The sequence below is a fragment of the Embleya sp. NPDC008237 genome (assembly GCF_042956465.1).
Lineage (GTDB): Bacteria > Actinomycetota > Actinomycetes > Streptomycetales > Streptomycetaceae > Embleya.
The window spans coordinates 202,158-226,115 of the sequence record NZ_JBIBGL010000009.1; the positions used below are offsets into that span (position 1 = coordinate 202,158).

General features: G+C 72.4%; 20 protein-coding genes. 8 read left to right on the forward strand and 12 right to left on the reverse strand.

Annotation, left to right across the window (positions count from 1 at the left end; all coding sequences use genetic code 11):
- Positions 1–68: 68 nt before the first annotated feature.
- From ACFZBU_RS24065 to ACFZBU_RS24075, 3 genes are all read right to left on the reverse strand, one after another.
- A complete protein-coding gene (locus ACFZBU_RS24065) occupies positions 69–566 on the reverse strand; it encodes a cupin domain-containing protein (protein ID WP_391585678.1) in 498 nt (165 codons plus the stop codon).
- Positions 567–700: 134 nt separating this feature from the next.
- Positions 701–2,065: a glutaminase A gene (glsA, locus tag ACFZBU_RS24070; RefSeq protein ID WP_391585679.1), complete on the reverse strand. Its 1,365-nt coding sequence runs from the start codon at positions 2,063–2,065 to the stop codon at positions 701–703.
- Positions 2,066–2,312: 247 nt separating this feature from the next.
- Entirely contained in the window at positions 2,313–3,248 is a 936-nt protein-coding gene (locus ACFZBU_RS24075; RefSeq protein ID WP_391585680.1) for a LysR family transcriptional regulator, read from the reverse strand.
- A gap of 257 nt (positions 3,249–3,505) precedes the next feature.
- Here ACFZBU_RS24075 and ACFZBU_RS24080 point away from each other — a divergent pair, with 257 nt between their 5' ends.
- Positions 3,506–4,879, forward strand: coding sequence for an MFS transporter (locus ACFZBU_RS24080; RefSeq protein WP_391585681.1), 1,374 nt, complete (start codon positions 3,506–3,508; stop codon positions 4,877–4,879).
- A 135-nt stretch (positions 4,880–5,014) separates the two neighbouring features.
- On the opposite strand, the gene helR is transcribed toward ACFZBU_RS24080, so the two are convergent.
- A complete protein-coding gene (helR, locus tag ACFZBU_RS24085) occupies positions 5,015–7,168 on the reverse strand; it encodes an RNA polymerase recycling motor ATPase HelR (protein ID WP_391585682.1) in 2,154 nt (717 codons plus the stop codon).
- 190 nt (positions 7,169–7,358) lie between these two features.
- On the reverse strand, positions 7,359–7,553 hold the full coding sequence (locus tag ACFZBU_RS24090) for a hypothetical protein (RefSeq protein WP_391585683.1): 195 nt from the start codon (positions 7,551–7,553) through the stop codon (positions 7,359–7,361).
- Between the two features lie 615 nt (positions 7,554–8,168).
- On the opposite strand from ACFZBU_RS24090, the gene ACFZBU_RS24095 reads away from it, so the two are divergent.
- Positions 8,169–8,975 (forward strand): sugar phosphate isomerase/epimerase family protein, encoded by an 807-nt coding sequence (locus tag ACFZBU_RS24095; RefSeq protein WP_391585684.1) that lies wholly within the window; start codon positions 8,169–8,171, stop codon positions 8,973–8,975.
- 255 nt (positions 8,976–9,230) lie between these two features.
- Here the strand turns inward: ACFZBU_RS24095 and ACFZBU_RS24100 are convergent, their stop codons facing one another.
- The 4 genes from ACFZBU_RS24100 to ACFZBU_RS24115 form a co-directional block, all read right to left on the reverse strand.
- Positions 9,231–10,055, reverse strand: a complete 825-nt coding sequence (locus tag ACFZBU_RS24100) for a hypothetical protein (protein ID WP_391585685.1) — start codon at positions 10,053–10,055, stop codon at positions 9,231–9,233.
- A gap of 325 nt (positions 10,056–10,380) precedes the next feature.
- On the reverse strand, positions 10,381–11,025 hold the full coding sequence (locus tag ACFZBU_RS24105; RefSeq protein ID WP_391585879.1) for a response regulator: 645 nt from the start codon (positions 11,023–11,025) through the stop codon (positions 10,381–10,383).
- A gap of 53 nt (positions 11,026–11,078) precedes the next feature.
- Positions 11,079–12,422, reverse strand: coding sequence for a sensor domain-containing protein (locus ACFZBU_RS24110; RefSeq protein WP_391585686.1), 1,344 nt, complete (start codon positions 12,420–12,422; stop codon positions 11,079–11,081).
- A 472-nt stretch (positions 12,423–12,894) separates the two neighbouring features.
- Positions 12,895–13,512 carry a CGNR zinc finger domain-containing protein gene (locus tag ACFZBU_RS24115; protein ID WP_391585687.1) on the reverse strand — a complete coding sequence of 206 codons (618 nt, stop codon included), beginning with the start codon at positions 13,510–13,512 and terminating at the stop codon, positions 12,895–12,897.
- 38 nt (positions 13,513–13,550) lie between these two features.
- On the opposite strand from ACFZBU_RS24115, the gene ACFZBU_RS24120 reads away from it, so the two are divergent.
- Positions 13,551–14,879 (forward strand): MFS transporter, encoded by a 1,329-nt coding sequence (locus ACFZBU_RS24120; RefSeq protein WP_391585688.1) that lies wholly within the window; start codon positions 13,551–13,553, stop codon positions 14,877–14,879.
- A 354-nt stretch (positions 14,880–15,233) separates the two neighbouring features.
- Here ACFZBU_RS24120 and ACFZBU_RS24125 read toward each other — a convergent pair whose 3' ends face one another.
- Together ACFZBU_RS24125 and wrbA are read right to left on the reverse strand one after the other, a co-directional pair.
- Entirely contained in the window at positions 15,234–16,661 is a 1,428-nt protein-coding gene (locus ACFZBU_RS24125) for an MFS transporter (RefSeq protein ID WP_391585689.1), read from the reverse strand.
- Between the two features lie 26 nt (positions 16,662–16,687).
- On the reverse strand, positions 16,688–17,350 hold the full coding sequence (gene wrbA / locus ACFZBU_RS24130) for an NAD(P)H:quinone oxidoreductase (protein WP_391585690.1): 663 nt from the start codon (positions 17,348–17,350) through the stop codon (positions 16,688–16,690).
- A 153-nt stretch (positions 17,351–17,503) separates the two neighbouring features.
- Between wrbA and ACFZBU_RS24135 the strand changes: the two genes are divergently transcribed.
- Positions 17,504–17,956 (forward strand): MarR family winged helix-turn-helix transcriptional regulator, encoded by a 453-nt coding sequence (locus ACFZBU_RS24135; RefSeq protein WP_391585691.1) that lies wholly within the window; start codon positions 17,504–17,506, stop codon positions 17,954–17,956.
- A gap of 122 nt (positions 17,957–18,078) precedes the next feature.
- Positions 18,079–18,594: a DinB family protein gene (locus ACFZBU_RS24140; protein WP_391585692.1), complete on the forward strand. Its 516-nt coding sequence runs from the start codon at positions 18,079–18,081 to the stop codon at positions 18,592–18,594.
- A 497-nt stretch (positions 18,595–19,091) separates the two neighbouring features.
- On the opposite strand, the gene ACFZBU_RS24145 is transcribed toward ACFZBU_RS24140, so the two are convergent.
- Positions 19,092–20,162: a LacI family DNA-binding transcriptional regulator gene (locus ACFZBU_RS24145; protein WP_391585694.1), complete on the reverse strand. Its 1,071-nt coding sequence runs from the start codon at positions 20,160–20,162 to the stop codon at positions 19,092–19,094.
- Between the two features lie 213 nt (positions 20,163–20,375).
- Here ACFZBU_RS24145 and ACFZBU_RS24150 point away from each other — a divergent pair, with 213 nt between their 5' ends.
- From ACFZBU_RS24150 to ACFZBU_RS24160, 3 genes are all read left to right on the forward strand, one after another.
- Positions 20,376–21,545 (forward strand): Gfo/Idh/MocA family protein, encoded by a 1,170-nt coding sequence (locus tag ACFZBU_RS24150; protein ID WP_391585695.1) that lies wholly within the window; start codon positions 20,376–20,378, stop codon positions 21,543–21,545.
- Positions 21,542–22,714: a dihydrodipicolinate synthase family protein gene (locus tag ACFZBU_RS24155; protein ID WP_391585696.1), complete on the forward strand. Its 1,173-nt coding sequence runs from the start codon at positions 21,542–21,544 to the stop codon at positions 22,712–22,714. Before ACFZBU_RS24150 ends, ACFZBU_RS24155 begins: the two co-directional genes overlap by 4 nt.
- A gap of 163 nt (positions 22,715–22,877) precedes the next feature.
- Positions 22,878–23,765 (forward strand): sugar phosphate isomerase/epimerase family protein, encoded by an 888-nt coding sequence (locus ACFZBU_RS24160; RefSeq protein WP_391585697.1) that lies wholly within the window; start codon positions 22,878–22,880, stop codon positions 23,763–23,765.
- Positions 23,766–23,958: the final 193 nt, after the last annotated feature.

The window sequence follows — 23,958 nt, forward strand, 5'->3', positions numbered from 1 at the left end:
TTCACTGCACGGCGCGCCGACGCCCCCGACCCGGCCGTCCCCGGCGCGTCACCGCCCCGACCCTCGCCCTACCCGCCGAGGTCCACCCAGTGGTTGTCGTGCCGCAGGAAGAACTGTGCGCGCTCCTTGTCCGTGAGATGTGCGAGCTCGGGCACACCCTCGAAGTACGCCTCGCGCGGCGCACCCGGGGCGAACTGGAGCAACATCGAGGCCGGCTCGCCGGATTCGTTGCGGAACGCGTGCAGGCCGCCGACGGGCACGTACAGGAAGTCGCCGGCCTTGGCGTCGCGCCATGCGTTGCCGTCGAACAGCCGGATCGTGCCGGACAGCACGAAGAACGACTCGGAGATGGTCCGGTGGAAGTGCGTGCCCGGGCCGCTGGGCACGGCGTGCATGTCCACCCGGTACAGCCCGTACTCGCCGTCCGTGGAGTCGGTCGTGGCCAGGTAGTGGAAGCTCGCCCCGGCCGTGGTCAGTTCCGGCGGATGCCCGGCCGGGCGGAAGCGGGCACTGACTTCGCCGCCCTCGCCGTGGTAGCGGGCCTCGGGGTAGGTCGGATACGACATGTCGTGACTCCTCGTGAACGGGGTCGGGCGGAGAGTGTGTGGCTCGCCCTCGGGGTGGGAACCTCCGAAGAATCTCTCCCACCGATGAGTTTCCGGCCGACCGGCGATCGAAGCATGTGAACCGGCCGCGCCCGTCACTCGGTCGGCTGCGCTGCCGCCTGCGCCGTCAGCAGCCGGTCCTCGCACCAGGCGACGGCCTCGTCGCGGCTGCGGAAGGGGGTCCACGGCGCCGGGTCGGCGATCGGGTCCAGCAGCGGTTCCCGGGCCGCGATGGCAAGCTCGTGGCCGGCGGTGGCGAGGTCGGCCGGCGCGGCGCCGAGCATGGCGGCGGAGCCGACGGCGATCCGGGTCACCCGATCCAGATCCAGCACGATCCAGCCGGGTGCCTCCGGCACGGACTCGCGGAGCGCGTGCAGCAGGTGCTCCGTCTCGGTGAATTCCAACATCCCCTGGACCCGGATGACCACGATGCGGTGCCCCTCGTGGTCGAGCACGGCGCGCTGGGCCGGGGTACGGGCCCGACGGGAGGGCAGGTCGAGCGCGGTGGTGATGTCGGTGACGGTCGCGATGTGCCGGCCCGGTTGGTGCATCAGGTGCAGGGCGAAGCGTTCGGAGAGTTCGGTGAGCGCGACCACACCGCGCACCGGGTTGCCCGCACGATCCAGTGGCGGGCTGTGCACGGCGATGCCGAAGCGCGCGGGGCTGCACGCGATCAGGCCGCCGGACACCCCGCTCTTGGCGGGTAGTCCCACTCGCAGCAACCATTCGCCTGCGGTGTCGTACATCCCGCACGTGGCCATCACCGAGAGCGCCCGCACCGCGACCGGCTCGGCGATCACCCGGTCCCCGGTGACCGGGTTGACGCCGCCGTTGGCCAGGGTCGCGGCCATCACCGCCAGGTCGGCGACGCGGACCCGGATCGAGCACTGGCGGAAGTAGGTGCGTACGGTCTCGTCCACGTCGCCGGACAACGATCCCGCGCCGCGCATCAGGTAGGCCAGGGCTCGGTTGCGGTCGCCGGTGTCGACCTCGGAGCGGTATACGTCCTCGTCCACGTCCAGGGGTCGGCCCGCGAACGCGGACAGGCACGCGCGGATGCGCTCGAAGCGGTCCACCGGGTCCGCCGCCGGAACCAGCGAGGTGGTCACGATGGCGCCCGCGTTGACCATGGGGTTCGCCGGCCGGCCGGTGCCGGGTTCGAGGCTGATCGCGTTGAACGCCTCGCCGCTGGGCTCCGCGCCGACCCGGCGGCTCACCTCGGCGGGGCCCAGTTCGGACAGCGCGAGCGCGTAGACGAACGGCTTGGACACGGACTGGATGCTGAACGGCTCGTCGGTGTCGCCGGCGCTGTAGCAGTGGCCGGACATGCTCACCAGGGCCAATCCGAACGTCCGCGGATCGGCCGAGGCCAACTGCGGGATGTAGTCCGCCACTTCGCCGTCGGAGAGGACGCCCAGCCGATCGTGGATCTCGACCAGGGAGGTGGTCACCGGGTCCATGACGCCACCCCGCCCGGGAACCGGGGCACATCCCGTCGTCGCCGCACCATCGCACTCCCATCCACCGACCGACGCCCACCGACCCGCAACGGAGGGTGACCGCCGGCCGCGGAACGTAAACGCCAACGGACACGGCCTGACCACCCCGCCGCCCGCGAGACCCGGGCCGGATGGACCGGTCCGATGGACGGGCCGCCACCCCGGCCGACGCGGCTCGGCCGGCGGGCGGGCGGGCGGGAAGCCCGGGTCAGGGCGCCGTGTGCGGGGCGACCGTGCTCGTGAGAACGGGGGTGCTGCCGGGCGTGGGGGCGGCTGCCGCGTAGAGCACTTCGCGCAGGCCGGGGACGGACTCCCGGTCGGGGCGCCAGACCAGTCGCAGGGACAGGTCGGGGGCGTCCAGGGCGAGTCGGATCAGCTTGCCGGAGGCAAGTTGGTCGGCGACCGCGAAGGCGGGCAACAGGGCGACGCCCAAACCCTGTTCGGCCCACGCCCGGATGACCGCCACGCCACCGACCCGGACCTGTTCCACCTCCGCACCCAGGAGTCGATCGCCGGCCAGCCGGAACGAGCAGGCCGCCGCGTTGACCAGGAGCCGGTGGCCGCGCAGGTCGTCGCCGACGATCGGTGAACGGCCCCCGAGCGGGTGGCCCGGCGCCGCGACCAGGACCAGCCCGACCGGTTCCAGGTCGACGAACGCCAGTGCGGCGGGCGGCGGTTCGAAGCCCAGTTCGCCCAGCCAGGTACCGGTGTCCAGGATCAGGGCGGCATCGAGGCGGCCGGCGGCCACGGCCTCCAACAGGTCGTCGCGCGTACCGTCCGAACGGACCTGGACCCGCAGGTCGGGCCGGCGCGCGCCGAGCCGGGCCAGCACCGGGGGCACGTGCGTCGCGGCGATGCTCTCCAGCGCGCCCAGCCGTAGCGGCGGCGCGGCCTCGGCGACCTCGCGGCGGGCCTGTTCGGCCTGGTCGAGCAGGCGGTGCGCCCAGTCCCGCATACGCTCACCGGCCGAGGTGAGCGTCATCCCCCTGGGGCCTCGGTCGAACAACGCGACGCCGACCGACTTCTCCAGCACCCGGATCTGTTCGGAGACCGACGAGGGCGCGATGCCGAGCACGTTGGCGGCGGCGGTGACGGTCCCGGTACGGGTGACCGTCTCGAACGTGCGGAGCTGGCGAAGTTCCATGGCCCGACAACCTCGGCAGCGCGTTCGGATATTCCGAACGCGGCATGCGGCAGAGCCGGTCGAGCCGAATCCGCCGCGGCCGCACAGTGGTTGCCCTCGAACCGTTTCCTGCCGCCGACGCCCGACCTCGGCGGTGCGCCCGTGTCGAGCCCTGCCCGCCGGACCTGCTCGGGCTCGGACCGTCGCACGAGCGCCGTGCCGTGCGGTGGCCCTGCCCTCGCCGGGTTCGCGCCCCTCCCGTGCTTGGAGAACTCTCGATGACTGTCCTCGATTCACCCGTTTCCACCCGGCCCGCGCCGACGGCGCGCTCGCGTACGATCGCCCTCCTCGGCATTGCGCTCGGCTACTTCATGGTGCTGCTCGACCTGACCGTGCTCTCGGTCGCCGAGCCGGATCTGGCCCGCTCGCTGGGCAGTTCGGTGGCGGGTCTGCAATGGGTGGTGTCCGGGTACACCGTCGTGTTCGGCGCGCTGCTGCTGACCGCGGGCGCGGTGTCCGACCGGTTCGGTGCCCATCGGGCCTTCCGGGTCGGCATCGTCGCGTTCGGCCTCGGCTCGCTGCTCAGCGCATGGGCACCGGACCTGTGGACCCTGGTGGCCCTGCGCGCACTGCTCGGCGTGGCCGCCGCCGCGTGCGTGCCCGCGTCGATGGCGATGGTCACCACGCTGTATCCGGTGCCGGCGGAGCGGGCCAGGGCGGTCGCGGTCTGGGCCGCGCTCAGCGGCGCCGCACTCGCCGTGGGACCCATTGCCGGCGGAGTGCTGGTCGACGCATTCGGCTGGCGGGCCATCTTCCTGATCAACGTGCCGCTCGCCGCCCTCACCCTGGCCCTGACCGCCGGACGCAAGGTGCACTGCCCCAAGGGCGTACGGCCGATCGACTGGACCTCCCAACTCGCCGCGTGTGTCGCGCTGGGACTGGCCACCGACGCCCTGATCGCGGCCGGCTCCGGTGGCACGACGCACGCGGCTGCCTCGGGTGCGGGTGCGGTGTCGGCCGGGCTGCTGTTCGCCGGGTCCGAGCGGCGCAGCGCCAACCCGGTACTGGCCCGGGCGATCCTGCGCTCGCGGGGCACGGTGTCCGCGTTGCTCGCGGGGGCCGCGGTCAACTTCGCGCTGACCGGGCTGCTGTTCGTCCTGCCGCTGCTGTTTCGGCAGAACCTGCACATGTCGCCGCTGGAGACCGGTGTCGCGTTCCTGCCGATGACCCTGCCGTTCGCGGTCAACCCGCTGCTCACCGGCCGGATCGTGGCCCGATCGGGGGCACGCGGGCCGATTCCGGCCGGGTTGGTTCTGCTGACCACGGGCAGCGTCGTGTTCGCGGTGGCGGTGTTGACCGGCTCGGCGTACCCGGTCTTGGCCATCGGCCTGGTGTGCACCGGCTTCGGCGTCTCCTTCGCGCTCCCCGCACTGGTCACCACGGTCATCGCCACTGCCCCCGAGGGCACTGCCGGTGCCGCCGGGGGCCTGCTCAACGCGGTCCGCCAGATCGGCGCGACGGTCGGCGTCGCCGCGATGGGCGCCTTCGTCAGCGTCGACGGCGCGGCCGACCCGCACGACCTGGCCTGGGCCCTGCTGCTGCCGGCCGTGCTGTGCGCGGCCGTGACCCTCGCGGTGTGCCGCCGCCGCTGACCCGCAGGTCGGGCACCGGCGGTGGCGGTGGCGGCGGCACCGTCACCCGGTTCCGCTTCCCCTTCCGCTCCCGCTCCCGCTCCCGCACCGGGACGTCGCCGGCCCGGCCGGGAGCGGGTGTTCGGCCGACCGGCCTCAGGAGCTCGTGAGGACGACGAGTTGTCGGGTCGCCCGGGTCATCGCGACGTAGCGGTCGACCGCTCCTTCGATGCCCGTGCCGAACCCTTCCGGGTCGACGAGGACGACCAGGTCGAACTCCAGCCCCTTCGACAGCTCCGGGGTCAGCGACCGCACCCGGGACGTCGCCCGGAACGCGGGATCGCCGATGACGCAGGCGATCCCCTCGGCATGTGCGGCGAGCCAGGTGTCCAGGATCGAGTGCAGTTCCGCGGTGGATCCGTGCCCGACGGGGATGCCGCTGCTGCGGATGGAGGTGGGCACGTTGGCGTCCGGGAGCACCGCCCGAATGACCGGCTCGGCCTGGGTCATGACCTCCTCGGGTGTCCGGTAGTTGATGCTCAGGGAGGCCAGGTTGATCCGGTCCAGCCCGATCCGTTCGAGCCGTTCCTGCCACGACTCGGTGAATCCGTGCCGGGCCTGGGCCCGATCCCCGACGATGGTGAAACTGCGGGACGGGCACCGGAGCAGCAACATCTGCCACTCCGCGTCGGTCAGTTCCTGGGCCTCGTCCACGACGACGTGCGCGAACGGACCGGCGAGCAGGTCCGGTTCGATGCCGGGCCGGGCCGACTCGTCGACCAGGGAGGTCCGCAAGTCCTCCCCGCGCAGCATGGTCACCACGCCCTCGCCGTCGTCGTCGGCCTCCAGCAGGGCGTCCACGACGTGCGACATCCGCTCGCGTTCGGCGGCTGCGGCGGCCTGGTACCGGCGCCTGTGGCGCGCCGCGTCCGGGTCGCCGAGCCGCTGCCGCGCCGCGTCCAGGAGCGGCAGGTCGGACACCGTCCAGGCATGGGCGTCCGCGCGCTGCAACGTGCGCACTTCGTCGGGTGCCAGCCAGGGAGCGCACATCCGCAGGTAGGCGGGTACCGTCCACAGGTCCCCGACCACGTCGGCCGCTTCGAGCAGCGGCCACGCGCGGTTGAAGGCCGTGAACAGTTCCCTGTCCCGCGCCAGGGACCTGCGGAGCAGGTCGGCCGGGACCTCGTCGTCGTCGTGCTTGTCCACCAGGATCGTGAGCAGTTCCTCCCACACCTGCTCACGCGCCTCGTTGTGCGCCGTACCGGGCTCCGCCGCCTCGAACGCCTCGGCCCAGTCGGCCGCGGTCAGCCGGATGTCCGACCAGTGGGTCGTGATCGTCATCCCCTTCGTGGGCGGCTCCTCGTAGAAGGTGACGGCCTTCTCGATCGCGTTCACCAGGTCTGCGGACGATTTCAGGAGGGCCACCTCCGGGTCGGCCTCGATCCCCGCGTCGGCTCCCTCGGCGACCAGGTCCCGCAGGGTGCAGGTCTGCACACCCTCCTCGCCGAGGCTGGGCAGGACGTCGGCGACGTAGCCCAGGTAGGGCTGGTGCGGTCCGACGAACAGCACACCGCCCCGGCGATGACCCAGGTGCGGGTCGGAGTACAGGAGGTAGGCGGAGCGGTGCAGGGCGACGACGGTCTTGCCCGTGCCCGGCCCGCCGTCGACCACGAGAGCACCGCGGGAGCCGGCGCGGATGATGGCGTCCTGGTCGGCCTGGATGGTGCCGAGCACGTCGCGCATCCGACTCGACCGGTTGCCGCCCAGACTGGCGATGAAGGCGGACTGGTCGTCGAGCGCGGCGTGTCCGACGAACCCGTTCGCGGTGAACACCTCGTCCCAGTAGTCGCTGATCCGGCCGCGGGTCCAGCGGTACCTGCGGCGGCTCGCCAGACCCATCGGGTTGGCGTGGGTGGCTCCGAAGAACGGCTCGGCCGCGGGGGTTCGCCAGTCGATCAGCAGTTGACGACCCGTGTCGTCGGTGAGGCCGAGTCGTCCGACGTACACGGGCTCGGAGTCGTCCGTGCCGACCATGTGTCCCAGGCACAGGTCCAGCCCGAAGCGGCGCAGGGCCCGCAGCCGGGTGGTCAGCCGATGGATCTCGATGTCCCGGTCCATCGCCTGCCGGCCCTTGCCGCCGGGCGACTTGCGCTCGGCGTCGAGGCGGTCGGTCAGGTCGGCGATCGACTGGTCGAGGCATTCCGCAATGGCCGCGAAGTGCCGCTCGTCACCGGCGATCAGCGTCGGGTCGGCCTTGGCGGAGAGGCGGTCGGGAAGGTCGAACGCGCTGATGGCGGTCAGGGGGTTCACGGCATCGGCTCCGATCTGCGGTCGCGGTACGACCGTGGCGCGTGGCAAGGGGTTCGGACCGTCGGGACGAATCCGGTGGCCGGGACGGGCGACACTTCGGCCGACGCGGCCCCATGGCCGCGGTCGGTCCCGGTCTCCGGGGAGTGCGGGTTCTCGTCTTCCTGGTCCCGGTTGGACAATCCCGCGCGGGTCACGCGGACATCGGCGGCCTGTCCCGGCCGGGCGCATCGAACGCGTCGGACGTGTCGAACGCGTCGGACGTGTCGAACGCGCCGGGGGCGTCGAAAGCGTCGAACGCGACGCACGCGTCAAGGGCGTCGAACGCGATTCCCGGCACCGGTTCGACGTCCGCGCGCGACCCGAACGACAACAACTGCACACGCACGTGATGAGTCTCCTGTTTCCGCAGATTCCGCCCCATGCTCGGGCTCAGGTCGACGATTCTGCGGCACGAAGGGGGCCTTGCCACAAGGCCCCCGGTGCGTTATAAGTTGTATACGGCGAGGAGGATATTTCCCTCGCCTTTTTCATGTCCGGCGTTCATGTCCGGCGTTCACGTCCGCTTTCATGTCGGGCTTTCCCGTCCGGCGGACGGACGGCCTCCCACGCGAAGCACCGGCGTGCGCGCGGCAGTCGGCGGGGGCGGGTGCCGAGTCCATCGCCAGCGACCCGGTCGACGGGCAATCCGGTCGACACCGGCGCGGTGGGGACATGCTCTCGGCGAGCGACCTCTACGGCAACCTCGCCGCAGACGTGGCCGTGGCGCGCTGCACCGGCAGGTCGGGATTCGGCACGTCGGCGATTCGGTGGCCGCGAGGGTTCCTACGTCCCGCATCACCCGCTCGACCGAGCCGAAGCGCCCGGATCGGCGTGGCGGCGGGGCACGCTTGACCGGCTGTCCGACGGCGATCTAACCTCGCGTACGGAAAGCGCTTTCCGGTCAACGATCCGGCCCGGCCGGTCGGTGGCGCGGGGTCGGGCCAGGGAGTCGAGGACACACGTGAGCACACCCGAGCGTGCGAAACAATGGGCGTTCAGCACGCTCGGCGCGCCCGGCCGGCCCCTGTCCGAGCACCTCGCCCGGGCCCTGCGGCACGGCTGCACGGGCCTCGAACTACGCGTGCATCAGGACGAGTTCGTCCATCTGGAGCTACCCGTCGGGGAACGCCGGGACATCCGCGCCCGAATCACCGACGCCGACCTCGCCGTGCCGTGCCTGGCCGGCTACGCCGGCATCTGCGCGCCCACCCCCGACCCGGTCGTGCTGTCCACGATCAGCCGGCTCCTGGACCTCGCGCACGACCTGGGCGCACCGGCCGTCCGGATCTTCCCGGGCGGCACCGGCGAGGGCGACGCCGAACGCGCCGGACACAGACTGGCAATGCTGCTTCCGGAAGCCACCGCGCGCGGGGTGACCATGCTGGTCGAGACGCACGACTCGCACCCCACGGGCGCGGCGGTCGCCTCCCTGGTGCGACCGTTCGCGGGCGCGGTCGGGGTGATCTGGGACGCGTTGCACCCGTGGCGGCACGGCGAGCAGCCCGCCGACACGGCCGAGGCCCTCGCCGGGCTGCTGCGCTACGTGCAGATCAAGGACGCCGCATCCGCCATCGACACCACGCCGGTTCCCCTGGGCACCGGGTCCGTGCCGCTGACCGCCATCGGAACCATCCTGCGCGAACACGACTGGCGGGGCTGGGTGTCGTTGGAGTGGGAGAAGGCCTGGTACCCGGACGTGGCCTCGCTCGACGAGGTGTTGCCCGCCGCGGCCGACTGGGTGGACCGCTTCGGCTCGACGACCGAGTAGCGGAGCCGCCCGAGCACGGCGCGTGCGGTGGGCGAACGGGGCGAAGGCGTACAGCCGACGGCCGATCGTCCGCGGGATGTCTGACCGTCCGCGCGCAGTGCCTCGCACCCACGGGGCGCCCCACCGTTCGTACGTCCCGCAGGACGCGTGGGTGCGGCACCGTTCGTGCGCGGTGTCTCGCACCCACGGGATGCCCCACGTTCGCGAGGTGCCGCACCGTTCGCACGGTGCGTGCCTCACCGGCCACGAGGCGCCTTACCAGCCGCCTTCGAAGAAGGCGGCGAGTCCCGGCCTCGGGTCTGTCGCGTTGCCCGTGTTCACCACCGCGACGACGATCAGGACCAGCGACGACAACACCGTGAGAACGCCGAACGCCCCCGACAGACGCCTCGTTCGCCGGTCGGACGACGCCGTCCTCGCGTACCTGTGCCACGACACCGCACTCATCCCGATCAGGACGACCGCCAGGACCGCCCCGAGCACGGCCATCGCCAGGTGGTACCGGGCGAAGTCGTCGATCATCATGTCGAGGGGCGGCGGGGTCTGCTCGCCCGCACCCGAGGGTGCGGCCAGTCGCTGTCGGACCTGGTCGAGCGTGGCGGCGAGTTCCCCGTCGCGGGCACCGGTCGGCAACATCGACAACAGCGACGCGAAGGGCGCCACCGCACCCTGGATGTTGGCCACCGTCGTCACCGCCGCGAACAGCGCGAGGAGCGTGACGAGAATGCCGGCCGACGCGAGGCCGGCGCGCTGTCCCGCGCCGAGACCGCCGGCGCGCAGGAACGCCTTGCGGACGAGAACGCCGAGCGTGACGAGCACGATCAGCAGGATCGCCGCGATCACGGCCTTGGCCACGTGGTAGCGGAACCAGTAGTCGACGACCCGTTCCATGCCCGGGGAGAAATCCCGATTGCCGGCATTCCAGTATTCGACGAACGCCTTGCGGAAGGATTCGGCGAGGTTGCCCTCGTCGAGTGCGGCGCCCGACCCGGTCGCCGCCAACGCGCCGGGGCCGACGAAGAGGGCGACGAGGAGCGCCACGGTGAGGACGACGAGCGCGGCGAGTGTGCGGCCGGGCATGCCTGCGAATCGGGGCGGGGCTGCGCGACCTTGCCGCGGGCCCGTGGTGTGTGGTGTCGCTGTCATGCCGACCACGGTTTCGCACCGACGGCGCCCGGTCACCGGGGCAGGCCGGACACTCGGGGGTATGGCAGGCCACACCCCCGCGCCGAGCCGGCGGCCACCGGGGGAGGGTGGAGGAGGGTCGAATCCGGAGGAAGCCGACCGCCTTCGGCTCCCCGGAGGGTTGGGACTCGGGGGTTCGGCCCGGGGGGGGCTCGGCCCTCCCGGAGGCTCGGCATCCCGGGGTCCGGCATCCGGGACGGGTTCGGTCGCTGAGACGGGTTCAGCCTCTGAGATACGTGAGGACTGCGAGTACCCGGCGGTGCCGGGCGTCGTCGGGCAGCAGGCCGAGCTTGGCGAAGATGTTGCCGATGTGCTTCTCCACCGCGCTGGCGGAGACCACCAGTTGCCGGGTGATGGCGGTGTTGGAACAACCCTCGGCCATCAGCGCCAGGATCTGCCGTTCTCGCGGGGTCAAGGTGCCCACGGGACTGTCCCGGCGCTGGTCCGTCAGCAACTGGGCGACGACCTGGGGGTCGAGTACCGTCGCGCCGTGGGCCACGCGGTCCAGTGCGTCCAGGAACTCGGCGACCCTGGCGACCCGGTCCTTGAGGAGGTAACCCACCGCGCCGGAACCGTCCGCGAGCAGGTCGCCGGCGTAGGAGGCCTCGACGTACTGGCTGAGCATCAGCACGGGGGTTCCGGGAAGGTGCGAGCGGGCGGCGATCGCCGCGCGCAGTCCCTCGTCCGTGTGGGTCGGCGGCATGCGCACGTCGACGATGGACACGTCCGGACGGTGTGCGAGAACCGCCTCCACCAGGGAGGGGCCGTCGCCGACCGCGTCCACCACCTGGTGACCGTCCTCGACGAGCAGCCGGACCAGGCCCTCGCGCAGCAGCACCGAGTCGTCGGCCACGACGATCCGCAACGAACCGCGCACCGCCCGGTCCGGGGCCGATCCGGGCGCTCCTTCGTCCGGGGTCAGCAACACGGCAACACGGCGGTGATCGTCGTCGGGCCCCCGGAGGGGCTGTCGACCTCCAGCCGACCGCCGACCGCACGCAGCCGCTCGTCCAGCCCTCGCAGTCCGTGCCCCTTGGCCGGCGCGGCGCCGCCCACCCCGTCGTCCGTCACCCACACCCGCAAGGTTCCCCCACTGTGCCGTAGTGCGATCGTGCACCGCTGCGCATGGCTGTGCTTGGCCACGTTGGTCAGCGTCTCCGCGACCACGAAGTACGCGGCCGTCTCGATGTCGGCGGCCGGCCGACGGTCCAGGGGAACCGTATCGAGTTCGGCGGGGACGGTGGAACGCGCGGCCAGGGCGGTGAGCGCGTCGTTCAAGCCGCGGTCCACCAGGATCGGCGGGGCGATGCCGCGCGAGAGCGCCCGCAACTCCTCCAGCGCCTCCTGCGTCTGCACGATCGCGTCGGCGAGGGCCGCCCGGACGGTCTCCGGCCTGCTGTCGAGGTAGTGCTGGGCCCGCCCCAACTCCATTGCCAGGCGCACCAGTCGTTGCTGGGGACCGTCGTGGATGTCGCGCTCCAGTCGGCGCAGCGCGGTCGCCTCGGCCGTCACCGCGGCCACGGTCTGCGCGCGGGCGGTGTCGCGCTCCCGCTCCAGGCCGCTGATCCTGTGATGCAACGCGGACGCGTGGGAGAGCAGCGCCTGCCCCAACCCGACCTGGGCGGTGGTGCATGCCCGGGTCACCAGCGGCAGGGTGACCAGCAACAGCAGGCCGACGGTGGTGCCGAAGGCGACCCGATCGCTCGGCGACGACAACCCCAGACTGACGGTGATGTGCGATTCGGCGCTGCCCGCGTTCAGGGACAGCGGTCGCAACGACCCGGGCGGTGCGTACCGGTAGCGCAAACCGCACGTGACGCAGGCGAGTCCGACGAACCACCACAGTGCGGTCATCACCGACGTGACCAGGGCGACCGGGAACACCACCACCGCGTGGACCACGCCGAGCCACCGGCCACCGGCGGACGCGGCGGCGCCTCCGGGCGACCTCGACGGCACATCGCCGCGTTCCTCCGCCGCGGCCGGGGGACGAACCCTGGCAATGCGCCACCGTTCCAGATCGGCGCACCACCGCGCCGGTGCCAAGGCGCGGGCCGCGACCGGCGATCCCCCGGGCAGCAGCAGAGCGACCGTCGCGACGACCACTCCGCCGAGCACCGCCAGGAGGCCGGCCGCGGCGGTCACCGGCGCGGTGAGCAGGTAGAGCGATTGCACGAGCGTGTGCCGCCCCGTACGGGAGACGACCCCCGCGCCCGACCACCACCACCGACCCCGGACCACGGAGGAGAGCGAGTTGGTCATGGCCCTACGCTAATACGGCTGCGGAACGGCCTCCGCCGGCCGTTCCGGCACCGGCGTCGGCGTCGGCGAACTGCCCGGTATCCGCGCGCCGTTCTCGGTGCGCGGCCCGGCGGCGAATGCCGGGTGCGAAGACCGCGTACGTGCCGGCGCCGTACCGGTCGTCGCCCTCGATCACCTCGCCGAACGTGATCGCGGACCGGGACGTGCTGTACGTGGACCGTGGCGACCCGGCCACCGGCGCCGAGTCGGGCGCGGGCATCGACCCGTACCTGCACCCGGTCCGAAATCGTCCACAGCACCGGCCGTGCCGCACGGGTGTGCTCGCGCGCAGCATGGTGCTGCCGACCGCACCGCGAGGGTGGCCGACTCGGCTACGCAGTCCGCCCGTTGCCCGTACGCACCGGCGGGTCGCCGGCCCCGCTGATCGATGGGGCGACGGAGCATCTGGGCACTCTGCGGCGGCTGCGCGGCACTAGACCCGAGTTCGTCGGTGGGCCGCCACTCGCTCGCGGGTGGCGCAGCGGCGGGAGCAGTAGCGGCGGGGCGGGCCGCTGCCCTCGTTGGTGAAGACGTGGTGACAGGTGCCGGACGCGCACACGCCGCCGGGCGGCCGTTGTCGATCCCACACCAGGATGGTCAGCGCCAGGCAGGACGAGGCCAGGAACCACTCGCCCCACGGGGCGTCGTCGTCGCTGTCCAGATGCGGATGCCAGGGGCTGCGCCCGTCGTGCGAGGTGAGCCGGAGGGCACCTCGACCACGACGCAGCAGGCGGTTGAGCGCGGCTGCGGCAGTGGCGACGTCCTCGGCGGCGAAGACCGTGCGCAGCAGTACGGCGGCGGCACGCAGGTCGGTGACGTCGGCCGGGGACAGGTCGATCGGGTCGGGCTCGCCATGGGCCCGCAACAAATCCGCGAGGGCCGCCGGCGATGGCGTCGCCGGAACCTGATCCGGCGCCGTGGCCCGGCCCGCCGCCGGATCGTTCCCGGTCAGGGCGTTGACCAGGGCCACCGTCCGGCGGGCCACGGCCTGGACCGAGTGGCGGGTGGATCGATCGTCGTTCGTGGGAGGCACACTTCGAATGTAACGCATCTGGCGAAGGTTTGAGTTACTTGCGTAACGTTCCGGTCATGGCAAAGCGTTACGGAATGTGGTCGTACACGGTAGGGGCCGCGGCCGCGCGTACGGGCGACGAGATGTCGGGGCCGGCGCTGCTCCTGGCCGGATTCGCGGTCACCGGGTCGGCGGCCACCGGGTCGGCGCTGCTCGCGGCCGTCACAGCGTCCGCGGCGCTCGGTGGCCCGCTCCTCGGAGTGCTGCTGGACCGGTCGGCGCGGCCCGGCCGGTTGCTCACCGGGGCATTGGCCGGCTATGCGGCGGCGCTCGCGGTGATCGTGCTGTGCCTGGGACCGCTCCCGCTCCCGGTCACCCTCCTGATCGCGGCGTGCGCGGGCCTGGCGGCTCCGGCCCTGGCCGGCGGCTGGACCGCGCAACTGCCGCGCGTCGTACCGGCCGCGAGGTTGCCCCGCGCCACCGCGCTCGACGCGATGACCTTCAACCTGGCCGGCCTGACCGGACCGGCCCTGGCCGGCGTCGTGGCCGGCCTGGCGGGTGCCCGCGTCGCCGTGGTCGCCTCGATCGCACTGATCTGCCTCGCGCTGCCCGCGGCCCGGACGCTGCCCCCATCCCGAGACCACCCGCGGCGAGCGCGGTCGACCACGTCGATCGGTACCGACCTGGCCGCCGGCTTCCGGGCCGTCTTCCGCACTCCGCCACTGGCCCGGGCCACGGTCGCGTCGATGTCGTCCTGCGTGGGTCAGGGCATCCTGGTCGCGTACAGCCCGCTGTTGGGCGAACAGGTCTTCGGCTCCGCCGCGCACGGCACGATCCTGCTCTCGGTCGTGGCCGGCTCGGCCCTGACCACCAACGCACTCCTCGCCCGCCGGCCGCACGCCGTCCGCCCGGACACGGTGATGTGGTGCAGCGCACTGATCCTGGCGGGGGCGTTCCTCCTGGCGTCGACCGGCCGGCCGATGTTGCTGATCGCCGCGATGTTGCTCGCCGGTATCGGCGAAGGCCCGCAGCTGACCGCGCTGTTCGCGATCCGCCACCGCGAGGCCCCGGACCGGCTCCGCGGTCGGGTCTTCACCACCGGCGCAAGCCTGAAGATCACCGCCTTCGCCCTCGGCGCGGCCCTCACCGGCCCACTGACCACCCACGCACACCCGATCCCCCTGTACGCGGCAACCACCTTCGAAGTCCTCGCGGCACTGACCTTCGCGCACCTGCGCCCGCGCCGACCCGCCGTACACGTGTGCTCCCGACCGACGCCGTCGCTCCCTGCGCCCGCGCCCACGCCGACCCGACCCGACCAACCCGACCCACGAACGCATGCCACCCCCGTCCGAGGAGAGCCCCCGGAGCCCGCCACCGCCACCGAGGCTCAGCCGCCCACCTAGGCCGTGTCCGGCGGATCTTGGTGGGGCCGCGCCCGGCAACGTTTGCGCCGTCGTGGTGTTCGGTGCGGTGCATCGCCGTGCCGCCGGAACGTTCTCGTACTTGGAGTACTCGGACGTTTCGGCGTGGCGGCGAGGTGCCGTGCCGGGCGCCGCGACGGGGTGAACGTTGCCGGGCACGGCACGAGCTGGTAATAGCCCTTTGCGCCGTCGAGGAGTTCGCGGTCCGAGGTCGTTGTGGAACCACTCCGCGTCGCTCCGGAACCACGCCGCTTCGCGGACCAGGCGTTCGACCTCGTCTCGCCTCGGTACTCCCCCGGGAGACCCACACGGCGACGCCGGGCCTGCCGTTCGCGCTCAGGTGCGCTGGTGGCGCGGAAGAAGCATGCCGACCAAGGCGATTGCCACGGCCAGGCCTGCGGCTATGAGGAACACGAGGCCATAGCCGTCGGCCAGGGCGTTCGCCGAATCGGCATCGGACGCATGGGCCGCCCGGGCGGCCGCAGCCGTGGCGAGCGCGGCAAGCCCGAGCGATCCGCCCACCTGGACGGCGGTGTTCGCCAGACCGCCGGCCGTACCCGCGTCCCCGCCCGCGACCCCGGCGGTGGCGGCAGCCATCAAGGTCGGGAAGGTCACACCGATGCCGGCCGCGATCAGCAACGTCGGGCCGAGCACGTCCGCGAGGTAGCCACTGTCCGCACCGGCCCGGGACAGCAGGCCGAAGCCGACCACAAAGCACGCCGAGCCGCCGAGGACCAACGGGCGCGCACCGACGCGCGGAAGCAGGATCGCCGACTGTCGGGCAACCAGCATGAACGCGACGGCGGCCGGGGTCTGGCCGAGCCCGGCGCGTAGGGCGCTGTAGTCGAGTACGTTTTGGAGGAACAGCGACGTGAAGTACCACATGGCGATGGTGATCCCGCCGAACAGCAAGAGCGTCAGGTTCCCGACGGCCACACCGCGGAGACCGAAGAGTCGCAACGGAAGCATCGGTTGCGCGGCGAACCGGGCCTCAACGACGGTGAAGACCGCCAGTAGGACCAGTCCGGCGGCGGTCGGCGCGACGACGTGCGGCGACGTCCAGCCGAACTCGGTGCCCTGCATGACACCGTAGATCAGCGCGGCGAGGCCGGCCGTACCGGTGACCGCGCCGGTCAGGTCGAGCGACGTGCCGCGTTCGGCACGTACGCCGGGCAGGACGGTCATCGCCACGGCGACGAGGACCGCGCCGATCGGCATGTTGATGAGGAAGACCCATCGCCACGACAGGCCCGTGGTGAGCGCGCCGCCCGTCAACGCACCGGCCATCCCGCCGACGCCGCCCGCGGCCGACCAGGCGCCGAACGCCCGGGCGCGGGCGTGTTCTTCGGTGAAAGTGGTGTTGAGGACGGCCAGAGTCGTCGGGGCCAGCACCGCGGCCCCGACACCTTGGGTGATGCGGGCACCCACCAGGATTTCCGGAGTACCGGCGAGGCCGCCGACCAGGCTCGCCGCGGAGAACACCGACAGCCCGGCGACGAGCATCCGGCGATGGCCGAATACGTCGGCGGCACGGCCGCCGAGCAGCATGAAGCCGGCGAAGGTGAGCAGGTAGCCGTTCACCACCCAGGCCAGTCCGGTCGAGGTGAAGCCGAGGTCGCGGCGGACGGACGGCAGCGCCACGTTCACGATCGACGCGTCCAGGATGACCATGAACTGGCACGCGCAGGCCAGGGCCAGGATCAGCGAAGCGGGGCCGGAGCGGGGTGCGGTGGCTGCGGGTTCGGTGGCTGGGGTGGTGGTCATGGCTTCCCCTCGTGGCAGACGGAGGCTCATGCGGCCCGGGTGGCGGGCGTGCCGCCGTCACGCGGTGCGTCGGCGGTGCTGTCACGGCCTGCGAGGAGCCGGTCGGTGATGGCGACCAGGCGGCGACCCTGGTAGGCGGCCGCGTCCAGCGCCGCATCGTCGGGGCCCTCCCCGGTCGGGCCTGTGACGGCGGAAGTGCCGTAGGGGTTGCCGCCCGCCGCATGGACGGTGGGGTCGGTGAATCCGGGCGGCACGATCAGCGCGCCCCAGTGGTAGAAGACGTTGCTCAGCGACAAGATCGTCGCCTCGCTGCCGCCGTGCCGGTGGTACGCCGACGTGAAGGCGGTCACGGGCTTGTCCGCCAGACCCCCCTCGCGCCACAGGCCGCCGGCTTGGTCGAGGAACTGCTTGAGCTGTGCGGCGGGTGCCCCGAATCGGGTCGGTGTGCCGAACGCGAAGGCATCGGCCCAGGCCAGGTCGTCGATCGCGGCTTCGGGGATGGACGCGGTGGCATCGGTGTGGCGGCGCCACAGCGGGTTCTCGTCGATCGAGTCGTCGGGCGCGAGCTCGGCGGCTCGGCGCAGGCGCACGTTCGCTCCGGCCGCGGCGGCGGCGTCCGCGAGGGCCCTGGCGAGAGCGTGCACCGAACCGGTGGCGCTGTAGTAGACGACGGCGATCCTGGCGGTCATGTACGGCTCCTGGGGAAGGCGAGGGCGCGTGGGTGCGCGTGAAGGCATGCGGCTGCCGGAACCGCCCTCGGGGTGGTGCGGGTAGAATGCTTACGCGCATAAGATTATCTGCATAATGTTATGCGCATAAGTATTTCGTCAAGGAGGAGGACCGTGGACTTCGCACAAGCCGATGCCCTCAACCAGGCCATCCGACTGTTGAGCCTGCGGCACCGGGCCCGGGCTGCGGCGCTGATCGCGCCGCTCGGACTGCACCCCGGCCAGGAGGCACTTCTGCTCGAACTCGCCCGCACCGGCCCGCGCATCCAGGCCCAGTTGGGTGAGGCGCTCGGGGTGGAGCCGCCGAGTGTCACGCTGATGGCCCGCAAGCTGGAAGCGTCGGGGCACATCCGTCGCACGCAGGCCCCTTCCGACAAGCGCGCGAGCATCGTCGAGTTGACCGACAGCGGCCGGGAACTCGCCGAGCAGATCAAGGAGCTGTGGCGGAAGCTCGGCGAGGAGACGGTGGCAGGGATCGCCGAGGCGACGGTGGCCGGGCTGCCCCGCGTACTCGCGGCGATGACGGCCAACGTCGACCCGCGTCGCGTCGGCAGGGGCGTGTCATGAACCTCGGACGGCAACGAAGCGCCGGCTCGGCAGGGCAGCCCGACCAGCCTGGACGCCCCACCGATCGCCCCGCGCGAATAGCCGGGCGTGTTCTCCCGACGGCCCAGGAGGCCTCCGCCGACATGGCACCGGAACTGCAGCGCCCTCCGCTCCAGGCGGACGAACGTACGGCGATCATCGGCTGGCTTGACCTGCAGCGGCAGATCCTGCGCTGGAAATGCGAGGGTTTGAGCGATGCGGACGCGCACCGCTCGGTCATCCCGACGTCACCGGCCATGACGATCGCCGGCCTTGTCTCCCACATGCGCTGGACCGAGCACATGTGGTTGGAGGTGCTGTTCCTCGGCGGCGACGCGAGGCGGAACCCGTCCTTCGACGAGTCCACCGAGGACGCCGACTGGCACACCGACGGCCGCCCGCTCGCCGAACTCCTCGCGGAGTATGAAGGCCAGTGCGCCCGCAGCAACGAGATCGCCGCCGGGGCGTCCCTCGACGACACCGGCCGCCACACCGGATTCCGCTCGGGCAGCGCCAACCTCCGCTGGATGCTGATCCACCTCGTCGAGGAGACCGGCCGCCACGCCGGACACGCCGACATCGTCCGCGAACTGCTCGACGGAACGAAGGGCTACTCCTGAATCACGCCGGTCGGCCCCGGCGCGGCCGCGAGAGGGCGCCGGACTCGTCCGGAAGACGCTGCGTCGGCGCCCTCCCGGCCGCTTCGCCCCGGTGGCCCCCTTCGTCGCCGTCCACAGCGAAGGCCGCCCGGCCTCGACCGGCAGGAAATCAACGCACGCGCAGACTGTCCGGTCCCGGACCCGACGCCCGCCCCGACACGTACCGCCGTCGGCGAACGCCCGGAGCATCACCCCGATGCCGTCGAGGTCCGCTCCCATCCCCGCCGACGCACGCGACCCACGTGTCGCTCCGCGTGAAGCCGACCGACAGGGCGGGGAACACCCTCGACCGGACGATCGTGCGGGCATACGCGCTGTTGAACACGTAGCCCTCGAAGGAACCACGGCGGCGCCCGCTCCGGCGACGCGCGGCATCGGACGCCGCCGAGCCCGACGCGGGATTGCAACCCCGCCCCGGGCCGCGTCCGGCGGACACGGCCCACCCCGCCGGACGCGGCCTAGCGCGGCGCGGTCGTGGTGCTGCTGCGGACGACGAGTTCCGTGTCCAGGTCGAGGGTGCGGGGTTCGATGGTCGGGCCGGTGAGGATCATGTCCATCGCGCGGGCGCCGATGTCGGCCAGCGGCAGTCGGATGGTGGTCAACGGGGGATTCAGGTCGGCGGCGAACGGCAGGTCGTCGAAGCCGACCACCGAGATCCGTTCGGGTACGCGCAGCCCCAGGTCGTCGCGGAGCGCGGCCAGGACGCCGGCGGCCATCACGTCGTTGAGGACCACGATCGCGGTCAGTTCGGGCGCGCGGGTCACGAGCGCGCGGGCGGCGACCCGGGCCTGCTCCCGGGTGAAGCCGCCGTCGATCACCTGTGCCGCGGGCAACGCCACGCCCAGGGAGCGAAGTTGCCGGCGGGCGCCGTCCAGCCGGTCGCGCACGGTGGTCAGCGCGCGCGGTCCGGAGACGATGCCGAAGTTGCGGTGGCCGAGGTCGTACAGGTGCCGCACGGCGAGCGCGGCGCCCGCCCGATTGGCGGGGCGGACCGTGTCCGAGGCGATCCCGTGCGCACCGACGGCGACCACGTGACCGCCGTCGGCGCGGTAGGCGTCCACCTCGGCGGCCAGACGTCGGGTGAACTCGTGATCGGCGAAACCACTGCCGGCCAGCACCACCGCGCGGGCACGTTGGGCGCGCAGCCGGGCCAGGTAGTCCAGTTCGAGTTCCGGGTCGCGGAAGGTCGCGGCGAGCATGACGAGCAGGCCGTGTTCGCGGGCGACGCCCATCGCGCCGGCGGCGATGGCGGCGAAGTACGGGTCGGCCACGTCGTGCACGACGACGCCGACCACCGTGGTCGTCGACCGGGCCAGGGCCTGGGCGGGCGCGTTGGACACGTAGCGCAGTTCGCGGGCGGCGTCCAGGACGCGGCGGCGCAACTCCTCCCCCACGATCCGGGTGCCGCTGCTGCCGTGCAGGGCGCGCGAGGCGGTGGCCGAGGACACACCGGCACGCTCGGCCACCTGCTGCAGGGTGACGGGGCCTCCCGGGCGGGTCGCAGGCGGATCGGAGGTCGGATTCGGCATGGGCACACAGTAGCGATTGGAAAGCGCATACCCAACTTGTCGGGGCGGGCATCGGCTCCCGAGCCGCATGAGTGCGGTGATCCCTTGACCTGATCGTCGCGCCGCCCTAACTTACGGGAAAGCGCTTTCCCGGCGGGAAACAAGGCCACGACCACCACACGGCGCACCCGACCGGCCCACCGCTTCCGTTCCGTCCGCTTTTGAGAGGCCCCCATGACCACCCACACCCTCGGCGTCGTGATGAACGGCGTCACCGGCCGGATGGGCTACCGTCAGCATCTGGTCCGTTCGATCCTGGCCATCCGCGACCAGGGCGGCGTCGCGCTCGCCGATGGGTCCAGGGTCCGGCTGGAACCGGTCCTGGTCGGCCGGGACGCGGAGAAGTTGCGCGCGATCGCCGAGCGGCACGGCATCGACGCGTGGACGACGGACCTGGACGGCGCGCTGGCCGACCCGGCCAATTCGATCTACTTCGACGCGCAGGTGACCACGGCCCGCGAGCAGGCGATCCACGCGGCGATCGCGGCGGGTAAGCACGTGTACACCGAGAAGCCGACCGCCGAGACGCTCACCGGCGCACTCGACCTGGCCCGGGCCGCCGACGCCGCCGGTGTCAAGCACGGCGTGGTGCAGGACAAGCTCTTCCTGCCCGGCCTGCTCAAGCTGCGTCGGCTGATCGAGGGCGGCTTCTTCGGCCGGATCCTCTCGGTACGCGGCGAATTCGGCTACTGGGTGTTCGAGGGCGACTGGCAGCCCGCCCAGCGCCCGAGCTGGAACTACCGCTCCCAGGACGGCGGCGGCATCGTCGTGGACATGTTCTGCCACTGGTCCTACGTACTGGAGAACCTGTTCGGTCGGGTCGAGGCGGTGACCGCGAAGGCGGTCACGCACATACCCACCCGGTGGGACGAGCAGGGGCGCGAGTACCCGGCGACCGCCGACGACGCCGCATACGGCATCTTCGAACTCGCAGGCGGAATCGTCGCGCAGATCAACTCCTCCTGGGCGGTGCGGGTCAACCGGGACGAACTGGTGGAGTTCCAGGTGGACGGCACCGAGGGCAGCGCGGTCGCGGGCTTGCGCCGCTGCCGGGTGCAGCACCGGTCGGCGACCCCGACTCCGGTGTGGAACCCCGACCTTCCGGTCACCGAGCCGTTCCGGGACCAGTGGCAGGAAGTGCCGGACAACGCGGGGGACGCCGGCTTCGACAACGGATTCAAGGTGCAGTGGGAGGACTTCGTCCGGCACGTGGTGGCCGACGAACCGTTCGCCTTCGACTTCCTCGCCGGGGCACGCGGCGTGCAACTGGCCGAGTGCGGACTGCGCTCCTCGGCCGAGGGCCGTCGGGTGGAGCTGCCCGTGCTGGATGGGAAGTCCGCGTGACCGCCGACCTGTTGCTGCCCACCACGAGCGGCGCACTGGAGGCGTACCGGCCCACCGGGGTCTACCTCGGTGCAGCCCCCGGGGGGCCGGCGTTTCGTAGCCGCACCGCATACGCCGCCGCGCACGTGGTGGCCGACCCGCTCGCGGACAACACCCCGGGCCGGCCGGCCGTGCCGGACTGGGACGCCACCCTCGCCTTCCGGCACCACCTGTGGTCGCACGGGTTCGCGGTCGCGGACGCGATGGACACCGCGCAGCGGAACATGGGCCTGAACTGGGCGGCCACCGCCGAACTGATCCGGCGCAGCGCCGCCGAGGCGGCCACGGTCGGCGATCCGTACACGCTGATCGCGTGCGGCGCGGGCACCGACCACGCCGGCCCGGACCTGACCGTCGATCAGGTGATCGCCGCCTACACGGAACAGGTCGCGGTGGTCGAGGAATCGGGCGCCAAGGTGGTGCTGATGGCCAGCCGTCAGCTGGCCGCGGCCGCGCGCGGCGCCGAGGACTACCGCCGCGTGTACGGCGCGCTGCTCCGGCAGGTGCGGCGTCCGGTCGTACTGCACTGGCTGGGCGAGGTGTTCGACCCGGCGCTGGCCGGCTACTGGGGATCGGCCGACGTGGACGCGGCGACCGAGGTCTTCCTGGAGCTGGTGCGCGAGCACGCGGACCGTGTCGACGGGGTCAAGGTCTCGCTGCTCGACCGCGACCACGAGATCCGGTTGCGCGCGGAACTCCCTTCGGGTGTACGGCTCTACACCGGGGACGACTTCCACTACCCGGAGCTGATCCGGGGCGACGACCGGCACTTCAGCCACGCGCTGCTCGGCATCTTCGACGCGATCGCCCCGGTTGCGGCGGGTGCACTGCGCGCCCTGGATGCGGGCGACTCGGCGGGCTACGACGCCCTGTTCGCGCCGACGGTTCCGCTGTCGCGGCATCTGTTCGCCGCCCCCACCTATCACTACAAGACCGGCATCGTCTTCCTGGCCTGGCTCACCGGCCACCAGCCCGCGTTCACCATGATCGCCGGCGCCCAATCGGCGCGCTCGCTCCCGCACTTGGCGCAGGCATATCGCCTCGCGGACGCGGCGGGCCTGCTCCCGGACGCCGACCTGGCGGCCGACCGCATGCGGGCGCTGCTCGCGGTCGCGGGGGTGCGCGCGTGAGGCGGGCGGGCGCACTCGGCGCCGGGCGTCCGGTGTACGTCCTCCGAGGCGGAGGCACACGCGGACGCGGGCCGGGCACGACTACGGAGACGGGCACGGAAGTGGGCACGGGGACGGGCCGCGAACGGCATTTGGAAGTGGACACGGGCACGGGAGCGCCGGCATGAGCACGTTGGATGTACCGAGCGGACGGCCCGCCGCCACGGCCACTCCCGAGGCCGGTGACCCGCGGCTGGCGCGGCTCTCGCTGAACCAGTGGACGACGCGCGAATGGTCGTTGCGCGAGGCGGTGGACGGGTGTGTGCGGGCGGGCCTGCCCGCGATCGGGTTGTGGCGGGACAAGGTCGCCGACGCGGGCCCGACCGAGGCCGCCAAGCTGGTGCGCGACGCCGGGTTGCGGGTGTCGTCGCTGTGCCGCGGCGGGTTTCTGACGGCGCGTGAGCCGGGCGCGTGGGCCGAGGCGATCGCGGACAACCGCCGTGCGATCGAGGAGGCCGCGGCGGTGGAGGCGGCGTGCCTGGTGCTGGTCGTGGGCGGACTGCCCGACGGGGACCGGGATCTGTTGGGCGCACGGGAGCGGGTGGCCGAGGCGCTGGCCGAACTCGCGCCGTACGCCGGTGCGCACGGCGTGCGACTCGCCTTGGAGCCGCTGCACCCGATGTACTGCGCCGACCGGGCGGTGTTGTCCACCCTCGACCAGGCGCTCGACCTGGCCGAGCCGCATCCGGTCGGGCAGGTGGGCGTCGTGGTGGACGCGTTCCATGTGTGGTGGGATCCGTACCTGTTCGCGGCGATCGCCCGGGCGGGCGAGCGGATCGCCTCGTACCAGGTCTGCGACTGGGTGTTGCCGCTGCCGGCCGACAACCTGCTCGCCCGGGGCATGATGGGCGACGGCGTGATCGACTTCCGGACGCTGACGGCGGCGGTCGAGAGGGCCGGTTACACCGGCGACATCGAGGTGGAAATCTTCAACGCGGACGTCTGGGCCGCGAACGGCGACGCGGTGGTCGACACCATGAAGCGCCGCTACGTGACGGAGGTCCTCGCCTGACCCCACCGACCGCGAACCGTCCCCCGGACCCCGGTCGGCCACGGCCGTGGCCCGGGGCGACCCGTCGCCCGGTCGCCCCGGTCACCGACTCTGCACATCCGTCGGAACCACCACCCGATCGGCATCGACGTCGAACCCGAGAAACGGGTGGCCGGCGCCGCGTGTACGCCCGCACGCCGGTGCGCCGCGCACG

What these genes read in the sequence shown, in the direction of transcription:
- ACFZBU_RS24065 (WP_391585678.1), bottom strand. Translation starts at nt 566, where the DNA reads ATGTCGTATCCGACCTACCCCGAGGCCCGCTACCACGGCGAGGGCGGC.
- glsA (WP_391585679.1), bottom strand. Translation starts at nt 2,065, where the DNA reads ATGGACCCGGTGACCACCTCCCTGGTCGAGATCCACGATCGGCTGGGC.
- ACFZBU_RS24075 (WP_391585680.1), bottom strand. Translation starts at nt 3,248, where the DNA reads ATGGAACTTCGCCAGCTCCGCACGTTCGAGACGGTCACCCGTACCGGG.
- ACFZBU_RS24080 (WP_391585681.1), top strand. Translation starts at nt 3,506, where the DNA reads ATGACTGTCCTCGATTCACCCGTTTCCACCCGGCCCGCGCCGACGGCG.
- ACFZBU_RS24100 (WP_391585685.1), bottom strand. Translation starts at nt 10,055, where the DNA reads ATGCCCGGCCGCACACTCGCCGCGCTCGTCGTCCTCACCGTGGCGCTC.
- ACFZBU_RS24110 (WP_391585686.1), bottom strand. Translation starts at nt 12,422, where the DNA reads ATGACCAACTCGCTCTCCTCCGTGGTCCGGGGTCGGTGGTGGTGGTCG.
- ACFZBU_RS24115 (WP_391585687.1), bottom strand. Translation starts at nt 13,512, where the DNA reads ATGCGTTACATTCGAAGTGTGCCTCCCACGAACGACGATCGATCCACC.
- ACFZBU_RS24120 (WP_391585688.1), top strand. Translation starts at nt 13,551, where the DNA reads ATGGCAAAGCGTTACGGAATGTGGTCGTACACGGTAGGGGCCGCGGCC.
- ACFZBU_RS24125 (WP_391585689.1), bottom strand. Translation starts at nt 16,661, where the DNA reads ATGACCACCACCCCAGCCACCGAACCCGCAGCCACCGCACCCCGCTCC.
- wrbA (WP_391585690.1), bottom strand. Translation starts at nt 17,350, where the DNA reads ATGACCGCCAGGATCGCCGTCGTCTACTACAGCGCCACCGGTTCGGTG.
- ACFZBU_RS24140 (WP_391585692.1), top strand. Translation starts at nt 18,079, where the DNA reads ATGGCACCGGAACTGCAGCGCCCTCCGCTCCAGGCGGACGAACGTACG.
- ACFZBU_RS24145 (WP_391585694.1), bottom strand. Translation starts at nt 20,162, where the DNA reads ATGCCGAATCCGACCTCCGATCCGCCTGCGACCCGCCCGGGAGGCCCC.
- ACFZBU_RS24150 (WP_391585695.1), top strand. Translation starts at nt 20,376, where the DNA reads ATGACCACCCACACCCTCGGCGTCGTGATGAACGGCGTCACCGGCCGG.
- ACFZBU_RS24160 (WP_391585697.1), top strand. Translation starts at nt 22,878, where the DNA reads ATGAGCACGTTGGATGTACCGAGCGGACGGCCCGCCGCCACGGCCACT.